5 protein-coding genes are annotated in these 6,845 nt (G+C 41.4%); 2 read left to right on the forward strand and 3 right to left on the reverse strand.

Going from position 1 to position 6,845, the window contains the following annotated elements; translation table 11 throughout:
- The 3 genes from ABI367_RS03120 to ABI367_RS03130 form a co-directional block, all read right to left on the reverse strand.
- A partial coding sequence (locus tag ABI367_RS03120; RefSeq protein WP_462227355.1) for a MarC family protein occupies window positions 1-423 on the reverse strand: 423 nt, incomplete at its 3' end.
- 96 nt (window positions 424-519) lie between these two features.
- Window positions 520-1,998 carry an amino acid permease gene (locus ABI367_RS03125; protein WP_462227356.1) on the reverse strand — a complete coding sequence of 493 codons (1,479 nt, stop codon included), beginning with the start codon at window positions 1,996-1,998 and terminating at the stop codon, window positions 520-522.
- Window positions 1,999-2,218: 220 nt separating this feature from the next.
- Complete coding sequence (locus ABI367_RS03130) at window positions 2,219-4,456, reverse strand: sodium-translocating pyrophosphatase (RefSeq protein ID WP_462227357.1); 2,238 nt, start codon at window positions 4,454-4,456, stop codon at window positions 2,219-2,221.
- A 153-nt stretch (window positions 4,457-4,609) separates the two neighbouring features.
- On the opposite strand from ABI367_RS03130, the gene ABI367_RS03135 reads away from it, so the two are divergent.
- Together ABI367_RS03135 and dacB are read left to right on the forward strand one after the other, a co-directional pair.
- Window positions 4,610-6,058 carry an APC family permease gene (locus ABI367_RS03135; RefSeq protein ID WP_462227358.1) on the forward strand — a complete coding sequence of 483 codons (1,449 nt, stop codon included), beginning with the start codon at window positions 4,610-4,612 and terminating at the stop codon, window positions 6,056-6,058.
- A partial coding sequence (gene dacB, locus ABI367_RS03140) for a D-alanyl-D-alanine carboxypeptidase/D-alanyl-D-alanine endopeptidase (protein WP_462227359.1) occupies window positions 6,036-6,845 on the forward strand: 810 nt, incomplete at its 3' end. The genes ABI367_RS03135 and dacB, both read left to right, overlap by 23 nt.

The raw sequence follows: 6,845 nt of genomic DNA on the forward strand, positions 1-6,845 counted from the left end.
TATCACTATACCCACCATGATATCCTGTGTTTGATATTGTGATTTGAGAGATAGTAGCGTGGTCATGGTTCCTGCACCGGCTATGAGCGGGAAGGCAAGTGGTACAATAGAAGCCGTTTGCGGCATATCATCGGCTTTAAACAGGTTAATGCCTAATATCATTTCCATGGCGATGATAAATATCACAAGCGAGCCTGCTATGGCGAATGATGCCACATCCAGGCCGATAATATCCAGTAGTTTATCGCCTACCAATAAAAACACGATCATCAGCACTAACACTACTACGCTTGCTTTTTCTGATTCGATATGACCGGCGCGATGACGCATTTCGATAATAACAGGAATAGCCCCCAATATATCAATGATCGCGAAGAGGATCATGGTAATGGATAGTATCTCTTTGAAAATAAATGGGTGCATAATTTATTCTTTTTAAATACGATTGATATAAAGCTACTGGTAAAAGTGATAGAAACAAAAAAGGTTCTGACAAACCAGAACCTTTTTTGTTTAATGTTATGCCATCGGTGGTGGCGTGTCTGTCGGAATACTAACTATACCTTTCCTTATCAATGAATGATGTTTGCTATAGGCAAAATATATGATCAGTCCTATCGCCATCCAAACTGCTAAACGTATCCATGTATCACCCGGTAATGAAACCATCATAGATAAACATATTAAAATACCTGCAATAGGAACAAAAGGCACCCAAGGGGCTCTAAAAGGGCGTGGAGTATTGGGATCGCTTTTACGCATTACCATTACTCCTATACATACCAGGACAAAAGCAAACAAAGTACCTATAGAAACCATCTCTCCAACTACCTTTACAGGAACGAAAGCGGCAAATAAGCTTACAAATACTGCAAAGAACAAATTCGATTTATAGGGCGTTTGAAATTTAGGATGCACTTTTGAAAATACTTTTGGCAATAATCCATCTTTAGACATTGTAAAGAAAATACGTGATTGCCCCATTAACATTACTAATATTACTGAAGTATATCCGGCAAGTATGGCTATAATTATACTTTCTTGTAACCAAGCATAAGGCGTTTTAGCAATAGCGATAGCAACGGGTGCCGCGCTATCTTTAAATTCTTTATAATTAGCTATTCCCGTCATTACATGTGAAAATAACACATAAAGTATTGTGCATATTACTAAAGATCCTATTATACCTATTGGCATACCACGTTTAGGGTCTTTAGCTTCCTGGGCCGCAGTTGATACGGCATCAAAACCAATAAAGGCAAAAAACACAACGCCTGCACCACGAAATATACCAGACCAGCCAAACTCACCAAAAGTTCCTGTGTTTTTAGGAATATATGGTATGTGATTTGCCGGGTTAATATACTGCCATCCCACACCGATAAAAACTAATACTACAGCTACTTTTAAAATTACAAGTGTGTTATTTACAAAAGCAGATTCTTTTGAACCTCTTATTAATAATAATGAAAGACAAACAATTATAAAAACCGCAGGTAAATTGAAATAACCATGTACAATAGAACCATCAGCCATCGTTACGTGTTCCCATGGTGACATGGTTATTTGGGGTGGTATTTGCAGATTAAAATAATGAAGAAACTTAATTAAGTATTGTGACCAACTGATCGATACTGTAGCTGCACCCAATGCATATTCCAAAACAAGATCCCAGCCAATTATCCATGCTACAAATTCCCCCATAGTAGCATAGGAATAAGTATACGCAGAACCTGCAATTGGTATCATACTCGCAAATTCAGCATAACATAACCCTGCAAATGCGCAACCTATAGCACCAATAATAAATGATATAGTAACAGCCGGTCCTGCGTTATTAGCAGCAGCCAATCCCGTTAAGGAGAATAGGCCAGCACCAATAATAGCACCTATTCCCATTGTTACAAGGTTAAAGCTACTTAACGTGCGCTTTAAAGTTCCTGAACCGGTTTCGGCGGCTTCCTTTAATAGTGTGTCGAGAGGTTTTTTGTATCTCATAAATTGTTAATTATTTATTTTATCAGTTAATCATCTTCCCAAACTTACTTATTTAATTTGAAAAATAAATGCCTGTTACACTCAAATACAGCAATATTGTCTGAATAAATTAAAAAATCAGCTAATATTTTTTTGTGTTAAATAGCCGGCATTAAATTTAATATCATAAAAAAAGAGGCATACCATAAGGCTGCCTCTTTTTAAATATGATATAAGATATTTAAACCTTCTTATCTACATGAATGGTTTGCGTGTGCATTGAGCGCAGCTTTAATTCGTTTTGCAAACGCTGGCTGTGATTAACCTCGCTATTTAAGTGCGGCGCAATAACCAATGATACAATTGACATCAATTTGATCAAAATATTCATTGACGGGCCTGAGGTATCTTTAAATGGATCGCCTACGGTATCGCCGGTTACTGATGCTTTGTGTGGTTCTGATTTTTTGTAGAACATTTCGCCGTTTATCTCCACCCCTTTTTCGAATGATTTTTTAGCGTTATCCCATGCACCACCCGCGTTGCTTTGGAAAATACCCATTAACACACCTGATACGGTTACACCTGCCAATAAACCACCCAATACTTCGGGACCAAAGGCAAAACCGATAACGATAGGCGTTATTAAAGCGATCAAACCCGGGGCAACCATCTCGCGAATAGATGCTTTTGTTGATATCTCCACACATTTTTCATACTCAGGGCGTGCCTTGTACTCCATAATGCCCGGTATCTCACGGAACTGGCGGCGAACTTCCTCAACCATCGCCATTGCTGCACGGCCCACTGCCGATATACATAATGCCGAGAAGATGAAAGGTATCATGCCTCCCACAAATAAACCTGCCAATACGTTGGCTTTATAAATATCAATATGCTCAATACCTGCAACACCCACAAAAGCCGCAAATAAGGCTAATGAGGTTAACGCTGCTGACGCTATGGCAAATCCTTTACCTGTTGCTGCAGTAGTATTACCTACGGCATCCAGGTTATCTGTACGGTGACGAACTTCTGGTGGCAACTGGCTCATTTCGGCAATACCACCTGCGTTATCAGCAATTGGACCAAACGCGTCAATAGCTAATTGCATAGCTGTTGTTGCCATCATACCAGCCGCGGCGATAGCCACACCGTATAAACCTGCAAAGTAATATGATCCGTAAATACCTGATGCTAATACTAATATTGGCAATACAGTTGATTCCATACCGATAGCCAAACCACCTATAATATTGGTTGCATGGCCGGTTGATGATTGTTTGATAATACTCAACACCGGGCGTTTACCCATAGCGGTATAATACTCGGTGATGATAGACATTAAAGTACCTACCACTAAACCTACCAGGATAGAACCAAACACACCGTTTTTAGTGAACACTAACGAGCCTTCTTTAATAACACCATTAGCATCCAAATCACGGGTTAAGTGCATAGCATCATTTGGTAACATCCATTGTACCACAAAATAAGTAGCAATAGCTGTTAATACTATTGATGCCCAGTTGCCCATGTTCAAGGCGTTTTGTACGCTGTCGGTCTCGTTTTTAATTCTAACCAAAGCGGCACCCACTATAGAGAATATTAACCCTAAACCGGCAATCACCATTGGCAATAAAACCGGGGCAATACCACCCATATTATCGTGAGATACTATCTCGCGTCCCAACACCATGGTAGCCAGCATAGTTGCCACGTATGATCCGAACAAATCCGCGCCCATACCTGCAACGTCACCAACGTTATCACCTACGTTATCGGCAATGGTAGCCGGGTTACGTACGTCATCCTCGGGGATACCTGCTTCAACTTTACCTACAAGATCCGCACCTACGTCGGCAGCCTTAGTGTAAATACCACCACCTACACGCGCAAACAACGCGATAGACTCGGCACCTAATGAGAAACCTGCTAATACATCTAACGCTTTGGCCATAGCCTCTCCGTTAACATTACCACCTGTATTTACCACATACATGGTATAAAACACAATAAATAATGAGCCTAATCCTATAATAGCCAAACCTGCAACACCTAAACCCATAACGGTACCACCCGTAAATGACACTTTAAGCGCCTGTGCTAAACTTGTTTTAGCCGCTTGTGTAGTACGCACGTTTGATTTGGTTGCAATGCGCATACCCAAGTAACCTGCAAAAGCAGATAAGAAAGCTCCAATAATAAATGATATGGCAATAACCGGGCTTGATGTAGCTACGGTTGTACCGCTCCAGGCAAGTAAAACACCCGCAACAGCCACAAAATATCCTAATACTTTCCATTCGGCACGCAAAAATGCCATTGCACCGTCGGCAATGTAACCGGCAAGCTCGGTCATTGACTCATCGCCGGTTGGTTGTTTGGTTACCCAGGCCGATTTAATGACCATAAATAAAACCCCGATCAAACCAAAAACAGGGATTAAATAAATTAAGTAAGTGTTCAAAAACTCCATATATATTAATTAGTGATTGTTATTTTTTATTGTTTTGAGTTCAATTCAATGCCCTAATTTGGGTTCGCAAATTAAGAAAATTAATTTCTTTACAACATCATCCTTTTTATAAAGTTTTTTGAATAAGTTTAAGCGTTTAAACCCCGTATTTCAATGGCAAAAAAAACAATATTAAAACACGAACTGGGCCTGCTTGACGGCACAATGTTGGTGGCCGGCTCTATGATAGGTTCGGGTATTTTTATTGTGAGTGCGGATATTATCCGTAATGTAGGCTCATCGGGGTGGTTAATTGCCGTATGGATTATTACCGGGTTCATGACACTTACCGCCGCTGTAAGTTATGGCGAGTTAAGCGCTATGTTCCCCAAAGCAGGCGGGCAATATGTTTATTTAAAAGAATCATACAATAAACTCATAGCTTTTTTATACGGCTGGAGTTTTTTCGCGGTGATACAAACGGGGACAATAGCGGCAGTTGGGGTGGCATTTTCAAAATTTACCGCGTATGTAGTGCCTGATGCTTTGGTTCCCTATGTAAGTGAAGATCATAGGGCTTTTGATAGGACGATTGGGTCATGGCATATTATAATTAGTTCGGCGCAATGTGTGTCGATAGCTTTGATAGTATTACTTACCTACATCAACACCCGTGGCATAAAAAGTGGTAAGATCATCCAAAATACGTTTACTATAACCAAACTGGCCAGCCTGTTCGGACTCATCATATTTGGGTTCATCATGATAAAGGGCGATGTATGGCATGCCAACTGGACCAACGCCTGGAATATTCACCAGCTAAATAAGGATGGTAGCGTTGTACAGTACGGTATAGGGGCCGCTTTAGGCGCTATAGCTGCCGCGATGGTAGGCAGTATTTTTAGCAGCGATGCCTGGAACAACGTAACCTTTATAGCCGGCGAAATGAAAAATCCGCAGCGTAATATTGGTTTAAGTTTATTTTTTGGCACATTGATAGTAACTATAATTTACGTAAGCATTAACTTGGTTTATACGGGCGTATTACCCTTACATGATATTGCCAATGCCAATAAGGACCGTGTGGCCGTGGCCGCATCGCAGGTGATATTTGGTAATGTGGGTACTATCGTTATCGCTTTAATGATTATGATTTCAACTTTTGGCTGTAATAACGGGCTAATCATGTCGGGCGCGCGGGTATATTATACCATGGCCAAGGATGGCTTGTTTTTTAAACGCACAGGTACGCTAAACAAAAACGCTGTTCCTCAGTTTGGCTTATGGATACAATGTGTGGTAGCCGGTATACTGTGTTTAAGCGGTAAGTATGGCGATCTGCTGGATATGATATCACTGGTGGTTGTAATATTTTATATATTAACTATAGCAGGTATTTACATTTTACGCGTAAAGCGGCCAAATGCCGAACGCCCTTATAAAGCATTTGGTTATCCGGTTTTACCGGCCATATATATTTTATTAGGATTAGCGTTTTGTATTTTGCTGTTATTATACAAACCACAATACTCAACAGGCGGTTTAGTAATAGTTTTATTGGGTGTACCCATTTATTACGTAGCTAAACGTTATATAAAGGATGAAGAGATTACCATTACTTAGTTTATTCGTATTTGTTTGCGCTTTCGCGGATGCACAATCGTTGCAGCAAAAGTTAACAACAGCTTTTAACCGTTTGCAGGCCGACAGTCAGTGCGGTTATGCAACCGTATCATTAACGGTACTGGATGCCAAAACCGGCGAGCAGGTATTTGCGGGGAACCCAAAGGTGGGCCTGTCGCCGGGCTCTACCTTAAAAACCGTTACCACCATTACCGCTTTTAATGTTTTAGGGGCCGATTTTAAATACCAAACCCAGTTTGGTTATAGCGGCACCATTGCTGATGGCACCCTAAATGGCGATATCATTATTAAGGGCGGCGGCGACCCTACCCTGGGCAGCCCACGCTGGGAAGCCACCAAAGAGAACAACATACTTAATCAAATGGTAGCCGCTTTAAAAAAAGCGGGCATAAAAAAAATAAACGGCCGCATTATTGGCGATGATACCGCTTACGGCACACAAGCCATACCCGATGGCTGGATATGGCAGGACATTGGCACCTATTATGGTGCAGGCGCCAATGCCCTTTGCTGGCGCGAGAACCAGTTTGATGTTAATTTAAAAACCGGGCGAGTAGGTACTCCCATTGACATTGCGGGCAGCACACCGCATACCCCTTACCTTACTTATAAAAGCGAGTTGACCAATGCCCCGGCAGGTACCGGGGACAATGCCTACCCCTATCTGCCTGCCCCAAACAGTAATATCATATACCTGCGTGGTACATTTGCGGTTGATCAGCCTAAAAAAAGTGTATCGGCGGCTATACCCGACCCGGCCTTTGAT

The organism is Mucilaginibacter sp., assembly GCF_039935595.1.
Classification (GTDB): domain Bacteria; phylum Bacteroidota; class Bacteroidia; order Sphingobacteriales; family Sphingobacteriaceae; genus Mucilaginibacter.

Excerpts from the sequence above, each read along its gene's own strand:
- ABI367_RS03135 (WP_462227358.1), top strand. The coding sequence starts at position 4,610 with ATGGCAAAAAAAACAATATTAAAACACGAACTGGGCCTGCTTGACGGC.
- ABI367_RS03130 (WP_462227357.1), bottom strand. The coding sequence starts at position 4,456 with ATGGAGTTTTTGAACACTTACTTAATTTATTTAATCCCTGTTTTTGGT.
- ABI367_RS03125 (WP_462227356.1), bottom strand. The coding sequence starts at position 1,998 with ATGAGATACAAAAAACCTCTCGACACACTATTAAAGGAAGCCGCCGAA.